At 34.6% G+C, this 18,227-nt stretch carries 15 protein-coding genes; 5 read left to right on the plus strand and 10 right to left on the minus strand.

Features of this window, described 5'->3' with window-relative positions; all coding sequences use genetic code 11:
* Positions 1-21: 21 nt before the first annotated feature.
* Positions 22-1,194: a hypothetical protein gene (locus tag CVU84_14245; GenBank protein PKM93739.1), complete on the plus strand. Its 1,173-nt coding sequence runs from the start codon at positions 22-24 to the stop codon at positions 1,192-1,194.
* A gap of 74 nt (positions 1,195-1,268) precedes the next feature.
* On the opposite strand, the gene CVU84_14250 is transcribed toward CVU84_14245, so the two are convergent.
* Complete coding sequence (locus CVU84_14250; protein ID PKM93740.1) at positions 1,269-2,729, minus strand: hypothetical protein; 1,461 nt, start codon at positions 2,727-2,729, stop codon at positions 1,269-1,271.
* Positions 2,730-2,891: 162 nt separating this feature from the next.
* Here CVU84_14250 and CVU84_14255 point away from each other — a divergent pair, with 162 nt between their 5' ends.
* The 3 genes from CVU84_14255 (at position 2,892) to CVU84_14265 (ending at position 5,571) form a co-directional block, all read left to right on the plus strand.
* On the plus strand, positions 2,892-3,911 hold the full coding sequence (locus CVU84_14255; GenBank protein PKM93741.1) for a hypothetical protein: 1,020 nt from the start codon (positions 2,892-2,894) through the stop codon (positions 3,909-3,911).
* A gap of 111 nt (positions 3,912-4,022) precedes the next feature.
* Complete coding sequence (locus tag CVU84_14260) at positions 4,023-4,799, plus strand: spermidine/putrescine ABC transporter ATP-binding protein (GenBank protein PKM93787.1); 777 nt, start codon at positions 4,023-4,025, stop codon at positions 4,797-4,799.
* Positions 4,777-5,571 (plus strand): sulfonate ABC transporter permease, encoded by a 795-nt coding sequence (locus CVU84_14265; protein PKM93742.1) that lies wholly within the window; start codon positions 4,777-4,779, stop codon positions 5,569-5,571. The genes CVU84_14260 and CVU84_14265 overlap by 23 nt, the downstream gene beginning before the upstream one ends.
* A gap of 355 nt (positions 5,572-5,926) precedes the next feature.
* Here CVU84_14265 and CVU84_14270 read toward each other — a convergent pair whose 3' ends face one another.
* From CVU84_14270 to CVU84_14305, 8 genes are all read right to left on the minus strand, one after another.
* The gene (locus CVU84_14270; GenBank protein PKM93743.1) at positions 5,927-6,844 is read right to left on the minus strand and encodes an aldo/keto reductase; all 918 of its coding nucleotides are present in this window, start codon (positions 6,842-6,844) and stop codon (positions 5,927-5,929) included.
* Positions 6,845-6,881: 37 nt separating this feature from the next.
* Entirely contained in the window at positions 6,882-7,829 is a 948-nt protein-coding gene (locus CVU84_14275; GenBank protein PKM93744.1) for an aldo/keto reductase, read from the minus strand.
* A gap of 227 nt (positions 7,830-8,056) precedes the next feature.
* On the minus strand, positions 8,057-8,809 hold the full coding sequence (gene xth, locus CVU84_14280) for an exodeoxyribonuclease III (protein ID PKM93745.1): 753 nt from the start codon (positions 8,807-8,809) through the stop codon (positions 8,057-8,059).
* Between the two features lie 116 nt (positions 8,810-8,925).
* Complete coding sequence (locus CVU84_14285) at positions 8,926-11,841, minus strand: histidine kinase (protein PKM93746.1); 2,916 nt, start codon at positions 11,839-11,841, stop codon at positions 8,926-8,928.
* 5 nt (positions 11,842-11,846) lie between these two features.
* Positions 11,847-12,935, minus strand: coding sequence for a two-component system response regulator (locus tag CVU84_14290; protein ID PKM93747.1), 1,089 nt, complete (start codon positions 12,933-12,935; stop codon positions 11,847-11,849).
* Positions 12,936-12,948: 13 nt separating this feature from the next.
* Positions 12,949-14,280 carry a sugar ABC transporter substrate-binding protein gene (locus CVU84_14295; GenBank protein ID PKM93748.1) on the minus strand — a complete coding sequence of 444 codons (1,332 nt, stop codon included), beginning with the start codon at positions 14,278-14,280 and terminating at the stop codon, positions 12,949-12,951.
* Between the two features lie 162 nt (positions 14,281-14,442).
* Complete coding sequence (locus CVU84_14300; protein ID PKM93749.1) at positions 14,443-15,624, minus strand: MFS transporter; 1,182 nt, start codon at positions 15,622-15,624, stop codon at positions 14,443-14,445.
* A 27-nt stretch (positions 15,625-15,651) separates the two neighbouring features.
* Positions 15,652-16,674, minus strand: coding sequence for a transcriptional regulator (locus tag CVU84_14305; protein ID PKM93750.1), 1,023 nt, complete (start codon positions 16,672-16,674; stop codon positions 15,652-15,654).
* A gap of 251 nt (positions 16,675-16,925) precedes the next feature.
* On the opposite strand from CVU84_14305, the gene CVU84_14310 reads away from it, so the two are divergent.
* Entirely contained in the window at positions 16,926-17,369 is a 444-nt protein-coding gene (locus tag CVU84_14310) for a glyoxalase (protein PKM93751.1), read from the plus strand.
* A 79-nt stretch (positions 17,370-17,448) separates the two neighbouring features.
* Here the strand turns inward: CVU84_14310 and CVU84_14315 are convergent, their stop codons facing one another.
* Positions 17,449-18,159, minus strand: a complete 711-nt coding sequence (locus CVU84_14315) for a hypothetical protein (protein PKM93752.1) — start codon at positions 18,157-18,159, stop codon at positions 17,449-17,451.
* Between the last annotated feature and the right edge of the window lie 68 nt (positions 18,160-18,227).

Consider the following 18,227-nt stretch of genomic DNA (forward strand, 5'->3'; position numbering starts at 1 on the left):
AGGATGTAAAGGAGATTATTAATGAAATGTAAAATTTTTTTATTTTTTCTACTTCTATTCGCAATGCTACTTTTATCCAGTTGTACTGATGTAGTGGAATTAGATCATTTGGCTATTTTTTCAGGGGTCGGTTTTGATCAAGGAACCGATATGAAATTAGTTGCTACTGTACAACTTATTCTTCACCGACAATTAAAAGTTCAAAGTCAAGGTGGTAATAGTGGTTATGTTACAACAAATGTTATTGTAAATGGTGAAAATCTATTGGATATAAGTCGTAATTTCTCACTTCAATCTGGAAGAAAAAGCGTCTGGTCACATGCTAAGGTTTTTATTATTGGTGAAGAATTGGCAAAATCCGGAATTGGAGAAATTATAGATATCCTTGAAAGAGATAACGATATTCGTAGAAAGACGTATCTTTGTATTGCAAAAGGGAATGCTGGTGAAGTCTTGTCAGCTGAGACCACTAGATTAGAAACCATTCAAGCATATAATATAAGTGATATGATTGAACTTTATACACGTCATGGCAAGGCTGTTCTTGTTGATATTAATAGATACGCAATTACAACCTCTCCAAATAACGATAATGCTTTTATTACAGGTATCAGCCTTATACCTAAAACCGCGATAACCCCCAATGCAACAAATGAACTACAGTTAGAAGGTACCGCAATCCTAAAAAAGGATCAGTTGGTCGGATGGTTTGATGAAACAGAGACCAAAGGCTTATTATGGATATTAGGTGAAACAAAAAGTTGCATTGAAAATATAGAATATCCCAAAAAAGGAGCGCCCATTTCGATTGAAATACTAAGCGCTGGGAGTAAAATTATTCCTATTTTTGAACATCAAACAATTAAGAAAATTAAAGTTGAAGTAAAATGCACCGGTCGTATTGCACAAGCTAATCCAAATGTTCAACTAATGAAAATCGGTGAGCTTGATAAAATTGTTGAGAAGGTAGAAGAGCAAATAGAAAAAGAAATAACCCTATCTATAGAAAAAGGACAAGAATATCATGCTGATATTTTTGGATTTAATGAGGTCGTAAATAATAAGGATCCAAAATTATTTAAATCACTTAAAAATAATTGGGATGAAATTTTTGCTGCTCTTGAAGTAGAAGTAGATATCGACTTGACCCTCAGATCAGCAGGATTATTAATTGATAGAGAAGAAGAAAAATAAAAACTCCTTTCTGGTTATTCGTAATGACTACCAGTAAGGAGTTTTTTCTGTCTCATCCCATGCTTATTCTATTTTCACTTATATAACTCATAAATCCGTATAACCAATGCTATCCCTTGCTCCCTTGTTGCTTTTCCTTTTGGATTGATATTATCATTACCCACACCTCTAATTATATCTAGCTTATTTAATAATTGTATTGATCTCTTAGCCCATGATGAAATTTCTTTTTCGTCTCTAAAATATACGTAATCCATTGTGGTATTCGTCTTAATTTCTAGAACACCTAGTAAATTATAAAACATTAGTGACATTTCTTCTCTAGTAACATAGTTATTGGGTTTAAATTTGTCTTCACTAACTCCATTCACTATACCTAAATGATTTGCTTTTAATATTTCAGTGTTGCTAGTGTCCGTAAATTTATTATTCTTAGGTAATTCTGCTTTCTTACCTGATAATGCTTCATATAATTTTATAACTAGCTCACAAAATTCTTCTCTTGAAATGTTTTGTTTATAATTACTTGATAATTTTTCAGTAAGTAAATTATATTCTTTTGCTTTTTCTAATTCTGATTTTACCACAGGAATCGGTTTATCACTTCCTCCGCCTATTATATAAGGACTTTTTGATGAGCCTGAACCAGATTCTAATGCAACAGTTTTCATATTCAAAGACAAAGCGGGACGAACACCATCTTCAGAAAAAGATGCATTGTTAAAAATTACAAGACCCGTATCACTGATACTACGCCCTTTTTCGGTGAAAACAGAAGGTGTACGCAGATAATATTTCCAGTATATACCAGTAGTTATATAACTGAAATAATCATAACTCTGTATTGATTTGACTGCTTTAGGTGTAAGTTTTGCTTTATAAATCCATCCTCTGTCATATACATATTCTTTAATCTCTTTTACAGATAAGAAAAAAACTTTGTCGGTTACATTTTTGTAATATGCTTGATCATAGTTTTGTACCACATCTGATATGTCATAACTATGGCCATGTCTTTCAATTCCACCATCACGTTTTTCTTTATCAATATCTGTAAGAAGTACTTTATGGGTAATTGGTTTGATTATATTTCTTTCTTCTTCTGTAAAGTTCCCATCAGCTAAAAAACCTTTTTCTTTGTCATAGGGAAGTAATTTATTACAAACATTATCCGCTGAAGGTGGATTTTGTGTCCAATTAATAATTTCATCACTGCTATTAAGCCATTGACTAATATTAGAGTTTTCCCATTCATTACTACCTTCTTTTTTCCTTATATGATGTTGATGATAACTTCCTTTCGCATCAAATGCTTTTAAGCACAAAATAAATTCTGAAAACAGTAATGGATCACCATCTTCATCTATATTGATAATACGCCATAGTATTGGTTCATCATAGTAAGATCCAAATTGGATGTAATCACCTATTTTAATAGCTTGTGCTGCATTTGCTTCTTTTTTCATAATTGTAAAGGTACTTACCACCATTACTAGTATCATTAGAAATGATAAAATTCTTCTTTTGTTTTTCATTATTGTTTTCTCCTCCTGGAAATATATATTTCATTAAGGACTAATTATAACAATATTTGATAAATTTTTAAATACAAAATTTTTTTTATTCTTTAATGTACAAATTTCCATTAACGATTACAGCACATATACTATACTAAAAAGTTATGCTTGAGGTATTTTATGAATAAGAAGATATTCTTTTCCCTTCTACTTATACTGTTTATTATGGTTTCTCTGTTTTCAGGATGTAAGAAGGAAGAAACACTTAAGGTAGTAAAGCTTAACGAAGTTGTACATTCCATTTTTTATGCTCCTCAATATGTAGCAATAGAAAATAACTTTTTCGAAGAAGAAGGTTTAAAAATAGACTTGAGTTTAGGGAATGGTGCTGATAAATCCATGACTGCACTGCTATCAGGAAATGCAGATATTGCACTTATGGGTGCAGAAGCTTCCGTATATGTCTTTAACGAGGGTAAGGAGAATTATGCTATAAACTTTGCTCAATTGACACAACGAGCGGGAAATTTCTTAGTTGCTAGGGAACCATTTCCAGATTTTAGTTGGGATATGGTAAAAGGAAAAACGATTGTAGGTGGTAGACTTGGCGGTATGCCTGAAATGGTACTCGAGTACATTTTAAAAGAAAAAGGCATTGAACCTTTTGTAGATACGACCATTATTAATAACTTAGATTTCTCAGCAACCGCTGGTGCCTTTTCAGGTGGAATGGGTGATTTCACCGTAGAATTCGAACCCACAGCCTCTACACTTGAACAAACAGGAGATTACTATGTTGTAACTTCCCTTGGTGTAGATAGTGGCTTGCTACCTTATACAACTTATATGGTACTTGGTAGCTACATGGATGAAAATCCTGAAACAGTTCAAAAGTTTACAAATGCCATTTACAAAGGCCAGCTTTGGGTAGACCAACATACGCCTGAAGAAATCGCAAAGGTGATTGCACCTTACTTTGAAGGAACAGATTTAGAACTATTGACCACGATCGTCAAAAGATACAAAGATCAAGACACTTGGAAGGTAGAACCTCTTTTGGATGAAACTGCATTTGTACTTCTTCAGGATGTATTAGATTCTTCCGGTCAACTCGAAAAACGTGTCAACTATGATGACCTTGTTAACACTACGTTTGCTAAAAAAGCTGTTGAACAAGTTGATGCTAGTAAAGTTAAATAATAGAGCTCTATTGTATGAAAGGATCAAACTCTTGTATTGATCCTTTCTTTTATTCACCCACTGCCAACAGGTCTAATATATTATACTATACGAACTTATGGGGTGATGAATATAACGAATTTACTTAGTATCCAACAATTATCTTATGTATATCACACGATGCAAGGTGAAACATTAGCAATAGAGAATATCAGTTTCTCAGTCTCAAAAGGTCAATTTATAAGTATTGTTGGCCCAAGTGGTTGTGGTAAATCTACGTTACTTTCATTAATCTCTGGCTTACTAGCACCCTCACTTGGACAAATCGTCATCGATCAAGGCGTATTAGATAATCCAAAGCATGCAATTGGTTATATGTTACAAAAGGACCATCTCTTTGAATGGAGAACTGTATATGAAAATGTTTTACTGGGCCTTGAAATTGCACATGTAAAAACCCAAGAAAATCTTGATTATGTAAATGAATTGCTTGAAAAATATGAACTTAAGGATTTCAAAAAATATCGTCCATCCCAACTTTCAGGTGGCATGCGTCAAAGAGTTGCATTGATTAGAACCCTCGCTTTAAAGCCAGATCTTCTATTACTTGATGAACCCTTTTCAGCACTTGATTATCAAACACGTCTAAACGTAGCCGACGATATGTATGCTATCATAAAAAAAGAAGGCAAAACTGCCCTTCTTGTTACTCATGATATTGCTGAAGCTATCAGTATGGCAGATGAAGTTATGGTTTTAAGCAAACGTCCTGCTAGTATTAAGGCTCGTTTATCAGTTGCGTTCAATATTGAAGATAGATCACCGTTAAAATCACGAGCTGATCATGAATTTAGCAGTTATTTTAATCAGATTTGGAGGGAATTAAATGACATCCCAAGCACAATATGATTTTATTAAGATGCAACACCAACAAAAAATATGGATTAAAGTGTATCAGTTCTTTATATTAATTGGTTTTCTTGGATTATGGGAGTTAGCTGCAGATTTAAGGTGGATTGATCCTTTTATTTTCAGCTCACCTATGCGTGTAATAACAACGTTCCTGAACATGTTGTTAAAAGGTTCCTTACTTAAACATATCGGAATTACATTGTATGAGACTTTGGTCAGCTTCATTCTTGGTGGGACCTTTGGAATTCTCATTGCAGTCATCTTATGGTGGTGTGAAAGAGTTGCAAAAACACTCGAGCCCTATCTTATTGTTTTAAATAGTTTACCCAAAACAGCCTTAGCTCCAATTATTATTGTTTGGTTAGGTAATACAACGAAATCTATTATTTTCACTGCTATCAGTGTTTCTATCATTGTTACAATTATTAATGTTTATTATGGTTTTTTACAAGTAGATGTTGAAAAAATCAAGCTTATTCGTACCTTTGGTGGCCATAAACGAGATATTCTATCCAAGGTGGTTATTCCTGCTAATTATGCAAATATTATCAGTACCATGAAGGTCAATATTGGTCTTTCACTGATTGGTGTTATTATTGGTGAGTTTTTAGTAGCTAGAGAAGGATTGGGTTATTTGATTGTGTACGGAAGTCAAGTTTTCAAACTTGATTGGGTAATGATGAGCTTAATTATTTTAGGGATTTTGGCAACTATCCTTTATGAAGTTATTCTTATTATTGAACGGAAGGTTCAGAAAATCGGAGGTTAATCAACTTTGCACATACCTTATGCTTAATGAAAGGACATCTTTATAAATTAATTGATTTAATAATATTTTATATAAAAACCCAGTACGCAAGCTCTGCCCAGGTTGTTAACAAATTAATTCATTATCAATTAATGATACAGAGATAAAAGCATTTTTTCTTCAAGATTAATACAAAAGGCAGTAAGTATTCATTTTTCGCCAGACCGGCCGAAGGGTAAGGCCAGAAAAATGAATACTGACTGCCAATAATGCATACACCTATCAGAAAAAATACTTTTGTCGACAGTCTAACCAGTACGCAAACACCGGCTTTATTATTATTTACGTCTATCCTCATTCCTATGAATGGCTTCGGTTATGGAAGTATATTGCCAGCTGCTCTATATATTTCATACCATTCCTGTCTTGAAAGCGTAATATCTGACGCTTTACAAATATCTTTCAAGCGTGCTACATTTGTCGTTCCTACAATTGGTTGTATCTTTGCTGGGTGTCTTAATATCCAAGCTACTGCAATTGCTGTATTAGGAACTCCTTTTTGCTCTGCAATTTCATCAATCTTTTTGTTAAGTTCAGGGAACTTATCATTATTTAAGAATACCCCTTCAAAAAAACCATATTGAAAAGGTGACCATGCTTGAATAGTAATATCCTTCAATCTGCAATAATCTAAAATACTTCCGTCTCTGTCAATGGAGGGGTCAATCTCCATGTTCACATTGAGACCTGCATCAATCATACCTGTATTTGTTATACTTAGCTGTAATTGATTAATGATAATGTTTTGATCCACGTATTTTTTGAGTAGTTCAATTTGCATAGGCTTTTGATTGCTCACCCCAAAATGTCTTACTTTTCCACTACTCCAAAGTTTTGAAAAAGCTTGGGCTACTTCTTCTGGCTCTACTAGTGCATCTGGACGATGTAATAATAATACGTCTAGATAATCTGTTTTTAATTTTTTCAAACTACCGTCGACAGCTTCTAAAATGTGTTCCTGTGAAAAGTCAAAATAGCCTTTACGTATTCCACACTTTGTTTGAAGAAACATGCTTTCTCGAATACTAGAACTCAAATCTATTGCTTGGCCAAAGGCCTCTTCCGCTCTACCACCACCATAAATATCTGCATGATCAAAAAAATCTATTCCTTCTTCTAATGCAGTATGAATAAGTGTAGTTAAATCTTTATTCGACATATCTGCAATCCTAAAACACCCCAGAGATATCTCTGATGCACTTAAGGCTCCATTACCAATATTCATTTTCTTCATTTGGCACCTCTTATTGTCAATTTGTTTTGCGCTACTCCTATACTAGGATTTCCTCTATCTTTTGAATAACCTCAGTTGATAACTTTATTCCCGAAGCGCTTACATTTTCTTCTACTTGGCTTGGTCTACTCGCTCCAATAAGTGCACTAGCTACATTAGACTGTCTCAAAATCCATGCAATCGCTAATTGAGGCATCGTAATGTTTAATTCCTTTGCAACATTGTCCAAGTTCGTAACCTTTGCTAGGTTGTTTTCATTTAAAAACCTTCCAATAAAGTAATTTGAATTTGGATCAGTAGCACGGCTTCCTGCTGGTAACTGTTGTAGATCCTTGTACTTTCCAGTTAATACACCTTGTGCCAAAGGAGAAAACACAACCTGACTGATGCCATTCTTTTCACTCATTGGTATTATTTCAGATTCAATCGTCCTATTTAGCATATTATATAGTGGCTGATTTACTACGATTCTATCAAGCAAATATTTATCAGCAACTTGAAGGGCTTCCTGTATTTGCGCCGCTGTCCACTCACTAACACCCGCATATAATATTTTCCCTTGACGAATTAAATCTTCAATTGTTCGTAGTGTTTCTTCTACTGGTGTTTCAGGATCATAACGATGACAATAGTATATGTCTAAATAATCAACACCAAGGCGTTTAAGGCTTGCATGTGCTTGCTCAAATACATGTTTTCTTGAAAGACCTTTATCATTTGGTCCATCACCCATGGGCCAAAAAACCTTAGTCGCCAGTACATAAGATTCTCTCGGATGCTTTCTAAGTGCTTCTCCGACAACAATCTCTGCTTGGCCTGTTGCATAAACATTTGCTGTATCAAAAAAATTGATTCCAAGCTCATAAGCCTTGTCAATTGTATGAATTGCAGTTTCCTTTTCGGTTGAGTTGCCATATGTTAGCCAACTGCCTAGACTGATTTCACTTACCTTCATTCCAGTTTTGCCTAATCTTCTATATTGCATTGTTAGTCCTCCTGTTTATAGTCAATGTTACAAAACATCCGCATTCGCTAGGGTTTCGCAAGCGAATGCAAGCTTCTTCCATTTGGTTAAATTGTTCGTAATTGTTGTTTACTCTATCTTCAAGTCTATACCTTAGAGTATACTCTAAGTCAATGATAATTTGCATTTTTTCTCGTATTAATTTTTGCAAACCTTTTTAATTGTAATCAATCTACTATTTTGCCTCTTTAATTGATTTCAAGCCCTACTGGGCAATGGTCTGATCCTAACACCTCAGTATAGATTTTCGCATCTTTTAATCTATCCTTTAATCGCATAGAAATGCAAAAATAATCGATACGCCAACCAGCATTTGTTGATCTTGCATTCATCATGTATGACCACCAGGTGTATGCTCCAACCTTGTCGGGATAGAAATATCTATAGGTATCAATAAAACCGCTCTCAAAAACTGTGCTGATTTTTTCACGTTCCTCTTCTGTGAAACCAGCATTGTTTTTATTTGTTTTCGGGTTCTTTAAATCAATCTCTTTATGTGCTACATTTAAGTCTCCACAAAATATAACAGGCTTTTTCATATCTAGTTCTTTAAGGTACTTAAGAAATTCATCTTCCCATTCCATTCGGTAATCCAATCTAGTTAAATTTCTTTGGGTATTTGGCGTATATACCGTCACTATATAAAAATCCTTAAATTCTAAAGTAATCACTCTACCCTCTGTGTCATGTTTGGCTTGTCCAATGTCATAAAAAACCTCCATGGGTTTTTCCTTTGAAAAGATTGCTGTACCAGAATAACCTTTTTTATCCGCATAGTTCCAATATTGATGATAACCTTCAAGTGCTAAATCGATTTGACCAGCTTGAAGCTTTGTCTCCTGTAAGCAAAAAACATCTGCATTTTCTGACTGAAAGAACTCTAAAAAGCCCTTCTGAACACAAGCTCTAATACCGTTTACATTCCATGATATGAATTTCATTTGATTTGTTCCTTTCTTTATATTATGTCAATGTTGTAAAACCTCTGGCTACAAGTCAATCTTCAAATATCCATTATCCCATTCAAAAATTTACCAACCATCACGTTTGTCGTCTCTTAAATCTTTTGTTCTATTTCTCTTAAAAGTTGATTTAATACGTAAACGAAAGTTTTATGCAACCTCTCTACTTCATTTTGCTCACCATTTTCAAGGGCTCTTTGAAGTTCTGAAGCTATTTTTTGCAATTTTTTTGCTCCAATATTTCCTGAACCGCCTTTATTCTTGTGCACAATCTGAATGGCTTCACTATAATTATGGTTTTGTATCGCCTTCGTGAGTTCTTCTTCGATATCTTTATTCTCATCCAAATATTCTGCTAAAACCATCAGATATAACTCCAATTTATTCCCCATCCGGCGTAAGCCGTCTACTTCATCCAAAATATTGGCCACATTACCCTTTTCTACCACCACCCTTTTGGCTTCATGGACTTCACTTTTAACTTCATTTTGCAACCTCAAGATATTGACCAAGGTTTCCACAAACTTATCAGGATCAAAGGGCTTGCTGATATAATAATTAATGCCCACACGCTTACATTCCTCTTCAACACCTGCAATGGCATCTGCAGTCATCGCCACTATCGGAATACTTATATCAAACCTTCTAATTTGAGCTGATGCCTCGTATCCGTTCAATATAGGCATATGCAAATCCATAAGGATTAAATCAATTCCCTTTTGGTGTTCTATAAAATACGCAACACCTTCTTCTCCATGATCTGCCAATGTCACTTCAATTCCAACTTGTTCTAAAATGGATTTAGCAATAAACTGGTTCTTTTTATTATCTTCAACCACCAACACTCGATATACTCTATCTAATTTCTGATTCTTATTGAAAGGCATAAGTGCATAGACTTCTTTTGACTCTAATGCCTTGACTTTAAAGATCTCAAGAATACCATTATAGAGAACAGAGGGTATAATAGGTTTCGTAATGCCAATTTCAATATCAAAATTTTCAATTTTTTCAAATAGATCCTCTCTCATGAGAGGAATCATCATCATCACTTTAGGTTTACTCGTTATTTGAGAATTGTTTCTAATTTTTGCTATAAACTCAAGACCTCCCTCGAAAGGCGTATCATAATCCAAAATGAGCAAATCATATGGCTTTGAGTTTTCAGTTTCACATGCTTCAAGTAATTCTATAACCTGGGTCTGGGAAGTGACCATTTCTGCTTTCATACCAAATGAACCAAGATAGCCTTCTATAAGATGTAGATTTGCAACTCCTTTTTCAAGTACAATCGCCTTGACATCGTGCATATACACAGCTGCTATCTTTTGTTTATCTTCAAATTCTTTTTCTTGATCAACTTCCAAAACCAACACTATAATAAAAGTAGAACCTTCTCCTTCAACACTTGAAGCCTTAATTTCCCCACCCATCATTTCAACTAAACTTTTTACTATAGACAATCCAAGTCCTGTACCACCAAAACGTCTGTTAATACTTGAATCTCCTTGGGAAAAAGGCGTAAAAAGTTGATCTACTTGTTCACTAGACATACCAATTCCCGTATCCTTAATGCTAAATTCTAATTGTAAAAAGGGGGCTTCCCTGGTCAATATACGTATCGCCAAAGAAACTTCTCCTATACTCGTAAATTTTACCGCATTATTAATGACATTGAGTAAAATTTGCTCCAGCCTTTTTGGGTCTCCCCAAAAATTACTTGGTATCTTTGGATCCTTATTCAAGTTAAATTCAATCTTCTGCTCTTCAATCTTAAAAGCCACAATGCTCACAACCTGTTGTAAAACTTTGTCCAAGTTGAAGGAAACTCTTTCAATCTCGACCTTACCTGCCTCAATTTTAGAAAAATCTAATATGTCATTGATGATCCCTAACATATTATGTGAAGCTTGGGTGATCTTTTCTAAGTATATCTTTTGAGTTTGGTTTACGTCCGTTTTCTTAATCAAATAAGCCATACCTGTTATGGCATTAAGGGGTGTTCTTATTTCATGGGACATACGCGCTAAAAAACTAGATTTAATATTGTTGGCAATATCAGCTTCTTCTTTTGCCTGCATTAAATCTTCTTCTATTTGGATGCGCTTAGCAACCTCTTTTTTCAATTGAACTATCCAATAAACTGAAACAAATAAAACGAGTAAGAACACTAAGCCAACAACTGCAACAATGCGAATAAAAGGTCCATAATCGATCCCATTCTCAAGACCAATCCATCTATTATTGATTTCAATTTTCTCTTCTTCAGTTATGCTTACTAATCCCTTATTGATGATACTGACTAATTCGGGCCAATCATTTCTAACTGCAAAATATAGTTCTTGGTTTTCATTTGAATCTATTTCAATGAATTTTAAATGAGTAAAACCGTTTGCCTTTATGAGATAACTAGACGTTGCTAAATTACCAATAAAAGCAGTCTCTTGACCATTTGTTACCGCAGCTAACGCAGCCTCACCTGTTGAATAAAGGCTTACCTCTATACTTGGGTAATTTTTTAAAAAACTGTGATGAGAGCTATTGGACTGCACTGCCACTTTTGTTTGCAAAATATCCTCAAGGCCATTTATTGTATTGTTCGACTCATTAACAACAATAACTCTCTGAAAAGAATAGTAAGGTTCAGAAAAAAGAAAGTACTGCTCTCTCTCTGTGGTTTTAGACACACATGGTAAAACATCTATTCGCTTTTCCACGGCTAACTCATAGGCTTCTTCCCAAGTCAAATCTCTTTCAATAACCATTCCAATCCCAATTTTCTCGCTCAACAACTTAATATAATCAGATGCTATTCCTTTATAGGAACCATCAGAATCTATAAACTCAAAAGGAACAAACTGAGGGTCAATTCCTAAATGAATCAAAGGGTGTTCTTTAATAAAGGTCTTTTCGTCCTCTGTCAATTCAAGCTCGGTGGTTTTTGCAATACAATTTGTATTTACACTCAGAAGTAAAAGAAAACATACAACTAAAAGTCTAAGGCTTTTCAAGACCCTCACTCCTCTTCTGGTATATTTTGAATAAATTGATGAGATATATTGAGAATATCCCTTTCTATTTCAATAAAAGCTATTACGATTTCTGGATCGAATTTTTTCCCACTTTCACTTCTGATAAAATCTAAAGCATAATCATGATCAAAGGCAGGCTTGTATACCCTTTGACTCGTTATCGCATCATATACATCTACAATTGTCATGAGTCGGCCTGGGAGCGGAATTTCTTTTCCCTTTAATCCTGATGGATATCCAGATCCATCAAAACACTCGTGATGTGTTCCTGCAACCTCTATAGCTGTTTGAATAAATATAGGCACATCCCCACTATGTAATTCATGACTTAAGGCTTCAACCCCATATGTTGTATGTTTCTTCATAATCTCAAACTCTTCTTTATCTAGCTTTCCTGGTTTTAAGAGAATATTATCAGGAATGCCTACTTTTCCAATATCATGTAAGGGTGCTGTTTTGAAGAGTTCTGTAATATAGTCATCTGTTAAGCTCTCTATATATGGATGCTTCTTTTTTAATTGTTCACAAAGCTCTTTCATCATCCATTGTGTTCTTTTTGTATGATTACTTGACTCAATATTTCTTACTTCCAATAATCCAATCAAAGCATGGATAGTTATATCTCTAGTTATAACCAATTCTCTCGTTCTATTTGAAACGGTTTCTTCTAGAACCTGGTTTTGCTGCTCAATACTTTTTCGTGCGCTTCTTAAATTTAAATGAACTTCTATCCTTTTCCTCAAAGATTCTATATTTAAGGGTTTTCGAATATAGTCCACTGCCCCAAGATCTAAACCTCTAATTTCGTTTTCCGTTTCATCATAATTGGTCAAAATAATTGTAACCATTTTGCTGTAAATGGGGTCATGGTTTATGGCTTCTAAAACTTCAAAGCCATTCATCCTCGGCATATTTAAATCTAAAATAATAATATCTAAATCAAGATTGGCGTTAATAAGCTCCATAGCTTCCACTCCATCACAAGCACAAATCAATTCGCAGTCACTCAGTATATTACTAATAATCATCCTATCTGTCTTCGAATCATCAACAATCAGAATTTTTGCATTCATAAATTACCTCCTATTATTTTTCCCCCATTAATATCTTATCTCCTTGATCTTGTATCTCTTGCAGAAAATCATCTATAGACATTTTATTTTCCATTACGAGATGTAGGCCTGGGGCATAGTACTCATCCTTTATTAATTGCCATTGTGGAACAGGAACATCAATACTTGGCTCGCTAAATCCCGTTAAAAACATCGAAAATTCAGGATACTTCTCAAATACAATGCTATCAGTAATATCCTTTCTAACCGGTAAACGAAATGGATAATATGCGTCGTGTTCAGGGCTATACTCACCATCCATAATCATTTCTTGTGCCTTTATTGAAATGAGATACTGAATAAATTGAATGGCAGCTGTTTTCTTTTCTTCATTTAAATGTGGCTGTAAGGCTAGCATCATAGGTCCTACCTCTGCGTACAATCCTATATTTTCTAATGGAATAACGCCTGTTTCAAAAGGTCTACCATTTTTCCAGATATCCGTAATACCCCACAAGCCTTGGATCTCAAAGGCAATTTGTTGCTCCCTAAAATAATCCATGACCTCAACTCCTGAATCTATCAACCAAGTATCTTGAGCATATGCGCCCAAATCATTCTTGTAGAATTCTATCGCAGCTTTTGCATTACTAGAATTAATAGTAACCTTCATTCCCTGAGAATTAACCAGTGTACCACCAAATCCATAAATAAATTGATTTACCATCCAAGAAATATCATTGTGTTCAGCGCCAACCAAGCCTATGCCATGTGCATCTGTATTTTCTTCTACTTGTTTACAAGCAGCTACAAGCTTGTCTAGACTATTGATATTTGAAGGCTCTACTCCTGCTTTTCTGAGAAGATTTTTATTATAAATTAAGCCCATAGAGTGTCCTAACCAAGGGATTCCATATACCTTTTGTTCAACAACACCTAGTTCCCAAAGTTTTTCATAAAATAGACTTTCTTCATTTGCAAAACTACTGGTTAAATCTTGCAGCTTATTATTATATCCAAGATATTGGACATATCGATATGGCAATACATATAGATCCACAGCGTCATTGCTTTCTAAGAGGCTTTCTATGCTTTCAAGATCTTCATCCCCGTCAATTACTGAAATTTCATAATTTGTTTGATTGATGGCATTATATGAATCTACAATTTTTCTAATTGCTACACCACGTCCAGAGTAGGTTTTCCAGGTGATTCGTAAGGTTAAGCTCTCCTTTTTTTCTTGCAAGCTAGACTGCTCTTCGCTTTTTAGGGAAGTTTTGGTATTATTTTGAATTCCACAGCTTGATAACAAGGTTATGAGAACAATAAAGAGTATATACTTCCATATTGGTGTTTTATAACTCATAATGACTCTCTCCTTTTACAAATAACAATTTCTTATTCGTCTTTGGTAATGCTTTCTAATTATTATACACTACCCACTATATTTAGACAATTTCTATCGAAAAATAACAGATAATTTACTTTTTGGCTATGACCAGTCACCCAGTTGAAAACACACAAAACCTCAACCTATGACCTCCTTGTGATAGTGGGCAATCTTTTCTGAACTGAAATACATTCCAATAATATATACAATTAAAAAAAACGGGAAAATTTTGATATCTGATATCGAAGTTGCTAACCCCAACAATGGCGGCAATAATGTACTACCAATATAGGCAAATGCCATTTGCAAACCCATAATTTTTTGTGACAGTGCAGACCCAAATCGATTAGGTGTCTCGTGAAGCATACAAGGAAAAATAGGTGCACAACCCAGTCCAATTAGAATCAAACCAATCAATGATAAATCTACAGCAAAAGGCAGTAGAAGGAGCAATACACCGCTAAGTGCTATGACTTGTCCGCCTTGAATTAATCGTCTACAGCTAACTCTTAAGGTTAGAAATCCCGTAATAAGCCTTCCAACAGTTATTCCCGCATAATACATTGAAATCCAACGTGCAGCGGTTACTGGTGCCATGCCTTTAGCTAGAACCAAATAACTGCTTCCCCACAGGCCCACGGTCAGTTCCGTACCACAATAGAATAAAAATGCTATCAAGGATAACTTCACTCCCTTTATTGAAAGTACCGAAACTTTTGTATTTTGTTCAGGCGTATCTATGTATGCTGTTTTGTCTATATTCTCTCGATTTGGAATCTTGTTCCACAGTGGTAGTGTAAAAAACAATATTACAATTAGACTTAATTGGATTATAGCTATTGTAAAATATCCACCACTCCAGTTGTTCGACTTAAGTATGTTTTGGGCCATTATGATAGGTCCTAACGTTGCTCCAATTCCCCAAAAGCAATGCAACCAGCTCATATGATGGGGTTTATAATGCATCGCTACGTAATTATTGATTCCAGCATCCACAGATCCTGCTCCAAGCCCCAAAGGAATTGCACAGACAATTAACCATAGAAACGAGGGCGCAAAAGAAAAACCCAATAAAGCAAGAGCTGTTGCCGATACACTAAAAAAGGTAACCTTGCCAGTGCCAAAACGTTTGATCATTCTTTCACTCATTAAACTTGATAAAATGGTACCTCCACTAATTGTCATGGAAATGATACCCGCCCAACCCAAAGGTACATTTAAATCTAATCTCATCACTGACCACGCTGATCCCAACAACGAGTCTGGTAATCCAAGACTGATAAATACCAAGTAAATAATCAACAGAAAAAATGTTGCCATATGTTCAATCTCCTATCTTTTTATATGTTATAACTTAGCTTTAAAAGAACCTGATAGATTATTCATTGATATCGTCATTAGGCCTTTTAAATAGAATTTGTGAATACTCTCCTTAAAAATAATATGTGGCATATGTTCTTTAGCAATTACTTCCTCAACCTGCCTTTGTATTTCATCTAGCATATTCTCAGTTATAAGTGTCCCTGTGAGAATGATTGTTTCGGGATTTATTATGGCTATCATAGAAGAAATCGATTTAACGATTAAAGGGAGCGTGGTGCTGCTTTCACTAAGCATTTCTTCCATCTGTTGACGTGTCCTATCGTAGGGGAGAAAAGCAATTTCACCAGCGAAATTGGTATATCCGCGGAGAATATGACCATTCACTATGATACCTGATCCAGGAAAGTTGTCTTTTATAAAAGTCATTACAGCAATTGATGCCTCTTCTTCATAATCCTGTTCTTGGTAAATACCAATAGCTGTAGCATTCATATCATTTTCTAATAAGGTCTTGATACCAAAACGTTTTTCTAAATGATTAGCCATAGGACAATCACTCAGCGACTGTACATCACAGGTATGAATGAATCGTTGCTTCAAAATAACACCAGGTATTCCTATACCAATCGCTTTTATTACAGGATGCTTTTGTAACACCTGCGCTATGACATCATCAATTGATTGATAGTCCATATGCTCTTTGTAAAATGCTTCTTCTTCTAAAATTTCACCTATAAGATTGAAAACGGCATATCGAAGGGCTGTCTTTTTGCTGTCATTATCGATATATAGGCTTAAAATATTAAAAAAATTACTATTGTACTCATACCGTTGAGATGGTCGTCCACCACTCTTATTTTCCTTATCCAGTTCTAAGACTTCTCCAGCTACAACCATCTCATTTAACAAATTATTGCAAGTGGCATGACTCAGCCCTGTCACAGCAGCAATACCTGCTTTTGTATTACCGGGCATTGTCTTGATCACTACTCGTATAAGTTCCATATTCATTTTTTTGACATTTGAAGTATTGTATGTGATTTGCATGGGATCATCTCCTTTATATATTATACCACTTATTATAAGTGTTATAATAACAGCTGTCAAGTATGGGTCCGATGAATTTAGTAAATGTTTACGCTATATATAAACCATAGATTAGTAATAGATTCTATGATAGAATATATAAATACCATCTTTACCTACCTAGAAATAGCAAGAAGCAAATATCCATGCCTCAAAGAATAGGTCTTCTTTAATCGTTAAACTAAAATAAATTCATATAGGAGGATTAAATTATGGAATTAAATTGTATTCGTTTATTAGTGAATGATTTTGATGGCTGTTTTAAGTTTTATAAAGAAAATTTAAAACTCACATCAACTTGGGGTGAAATAGGTGGTGACTATGCGAGTTTTGACATTGGTTTATCATCTGGTTTATCCCTGTTTAAATCAGATTTAATGGCATCTGCTATTGGTGATACCGATAAAGAGTATCCCGTTGGTTATAGAGATAAAATTGCCATCATTATTAAAGTTGATGATGTTGATAGAATTTATAATGAGTTAAAATCTAATGGAGTTCATTTTGTTAACGAGCCAAGTGATATGACCGGCTGGGGAATGAGGGCCGTACATCTAAGAGACCCTGAGAACAATTTGTTAGAACTTTTTTCAGAACTAGATAAATCTAAATGGGACCATGAGTTAGTTGAAGACGATACAAAATATAATAACTAATATATAAAACGAATTTTAAAAAATAAATATCAGTTCATAAATCAAGCCCCTGCAATTATTTTGCAAGGGCTTTGTTATCCTATTTGCTGAAAATATCCGATAGATTTAGACTTAAACCTTCAAAGATGTTTGAAATAAACACCTCTTCCTGAGTGAGTGTGTTCATTTGTTCAATTTCAAAATGTTCAAAACCCCAGTGGTGTAGCTTTTTGTTTTTCGGGTCTATTACTACATATTCCTTCACTCCAGAGGTCAAATATAAATTCAATTTCCTGACCAAATCATTGTTTCTGGTAGAAGATGAAAGGATTTCAACAATGAAAGCAGGCACTCCATAATAGCGTTCCTCACGTACATTTTCCTCATCACACATAACAAACAAATCAGGTTGGATGACATCCTTTGTTTTAGACTTCTCAAAGAAGATATCATATGGTGCAACATAAGGTTTGCATTTTTTATCCTTGAAATATGTGTATAGCACACCAAATATGTTCATCAATATGTGTTGGTGTGTATGGTTAGGAGAGGACAACGCATAAACAATACCATCCAAATATTCAAACCGTGCATCTGAATGCTCATATAAATCCATATATTCCTCAAAGGTCATTTCCTTATTATGGTAAGTATAATCGGGTGCACCCTCTCTAATGACATCTTCATAACGATAATAACGCATCAACTTGGCTACAGGCTTTCCGTTCCTGGTTACAATAATATCCTCCTCCTGTACCAAATCCAAATACTTCCCGAAATTTGTTTTTAGTTCTGTTGAATTTATATCCATAAAAATACCTCCGAATCAACTAATTGATAACATTATAGCACGCAAATGATTAATATGCGAAACTATAT

The sequence above is a fragment of the Firmicutes bacterium HGW-Firmicutes-1 genome (genome assembly GCA_002841625.1).
In the GTDB taxonomy this organism is placed as follows: domain Bacteria; phylum Bacillota; class Clostridia; order Lachnospirales; family Vallitaleaceae; genus HGW-1.

Bases quoted from the DNA above. Each gene is read 5' to 3' on its own strand.
- CVU84_14245 (PKM93739.1), top strand. From the start codon at position 22: ATGAAATGTAAAATTTTTTTATTTTTTCTACTTCTATTCGCAATGCTA.
- CVU84_14250 (PKM93740.1), bottom strand. From the start codon at position 2,729: ATGAAAAACAAAAGAAGAATTTTATCATTTCTAATGATACTAGTAATG.
- CVU84_14255 (PKM93741.1), top strand. From the start codon at position 2,892: ATGAATAAGAAGATATTCTTTTCCCTTCTACTTATACTGTTTATTATG.
- CVU84_14265 (PKM93742.1), top strand. From the start codon at position 4,777: ATGACATCCCAAGCACAATATGATTTTATTAAGATGCAACACCAACAA.
- CVU84_14270 (PKM93743.1), bottom strand. From the start codon at position 6,844: ATGAAGAAAATGAATATTGGTAATGGAGCCTTAAGTGCATCAGAGATA.
- CVU84_14275 (PKM93744.1), bottom strand. From the start codon at position 7,829: ATGCAATATAGAAGATTAGGCAAAACTGGAATGAAGGTAAGTGAAATC.
- xth (PKM93745.1), bottom strand. From the start codon at position 8,809: ATGAAATTCATATCATGGAATGTAAACGGTATTAGAGCTTGTGTTCAG.
- CVU84_14290 (PKM93747.1), bottom strand. From the start codon at position 12,935: ATGAATGCAAAAATTCTGATTGTTGATGATTCGAAGACAGATAGGATG.
- CVU84_14295 (PKM93748.1), bottom strand. From the start codon at position 14,280: ATGAGTTATAAAACACCAATATGGAAGTATATACTCTTTATTGTTCTC.
- CVU84_14300 (PKM93749.1), bottom strand. From the start codon at position 15,624: ATGGCAACATTTTTTCTGTTGATTATTTACTTGGTATTTATCAGTCTT.
- CVU84_14305 (PKM93750.1), bottom strand. From the start codon at position 16,674: ATGCAAATCACATACAATACTTCAAATGTCAAAAAAATGAATATGGAA.
- CVU84_14310 (PKM93751.1), top strand. From the start codon at position 16,926: ATGGAATTAAATTGTATTCGTTTATTAGTGAATGATTTTGATGGCTGT.
- CVU84_14315 (PKM93752.1), bottom strand. From the start codon at position 18,159: ATGGATATAAATTCAACAGAACTAAAAACAAATTTCGGGAAGTATTTG.